This window comes from Candidatus Phytoplasma sp. AldY-WA1 (genome assembly GCF_020312115.2).
In the GTDB taxonomy this organism is placed as follows: Bacteria; Bacillota_I; Bacilli_A; order Acholeplasmatales; family Acholeplasmataceae; genus Phytoplasma; species Phytoplasma vitis.
Map to the genome: position 1 here is coordinate 1 of NZ_JAHRHX020000124.1, position 1,053 is coordinate 1,053.

Annotated in this window: 2 protein-coding genes; both read right to left on the minus strand. The window is 19.5% G+C overall.

The annotated features are described in order from the left end of the window. On the minus strand, positions 1-601 hold a 601-nt coding region (locus KTO59_RS04385), incomplete at its 3' end, for a hypothetical protein (protein ID WP_284928840.1). Positions 602-635: 34 nt separating this feature from the next. Further along, on the minus strand, positions 636-1,053 hold a 418-nt coding region (locus KTO59_RS04390), incomplete at its 5' end, for a Panacea domain-containing protein (protein WP_284928841.1).

The following is a 1,053-nucleotide window of genomic DNA, read 5'->3' on the forward strand; positions in this document are numbered from 1 at the left end:
TAATCATTTTATTTAATGAATCATTAATTTCTTTTAGATTATTTTTATTTGTATCAGTGCTAAATGTTTCTTTAATTTGGTTTAATATTATTTCAATTCGTTTCCAAAACAATTCTTTAGAAAAAAATTTTTTTAAAGTATTAATAAATTTTAAAGCTTCTTCACATGAAATATATTTTTTCAAAAAAACGTATATTTCATATCTTAAATTATTATATAGCGATTGTTTTAAATTCTTTTCATTATCTAAAATATGAAAATAATCATAACCAACAATATAGATTTTATTTTTTATTTTTCGAAATAATAATCTTCCTGCATTTGTAATCAAAATTTGATATATATCTAAATTTTTTGTTTTATGATATAATTCGTTACATTTTGTTTTAATTTTTGAGGATTCTACCTTATGAAAATGAAAATCTTTACTTGTTTCAATAAATTCCCATTCATAATTCTTATATCTATTCAATACATAAATAACTTCTACAAAAACATTGGAATTATAATTGTTAAAACTAAATTTCCCTTTTTTTATAAACGATAGTCGGTCAATTTTATAATCAAAATAATCAAAATAATTAAAACAATCAAATGTCATATTTTAAAAAAAACTTTCTTAAAAATAAAAAAAATTATAATTTTAAAGGATTTTCAGTATAATATTCAAAAATATCTTTTTCTGAAATAACGTTATCACTTAAATCACAACGATCATCATTAAAGTTGTTGATCCATGGATCTTCTAAATGTGTTTTATTTGAAAGAGCAAAAGGTTTCATATTACCATATTTATTTAAAATATATTCAATTGAATTTATTTGTTCTTCTGTTAAATCAACAGATGTAAATTCGTTTTCTTTAATTAAATTAACAGGGTTATCACCGTATTGTGATAATTTAAAAAATAAATTAGGAAAAACTGGACCATAAATCCAAGCATGAATAGAACAGTCAGGGTAAAGTTCTTTACTAGATTCTTTTTTATTTTTTACTAAATAATGAGCGTGAATATAATATAAAAGTTTTTGTAATTTTAAATTAGTTATTGTT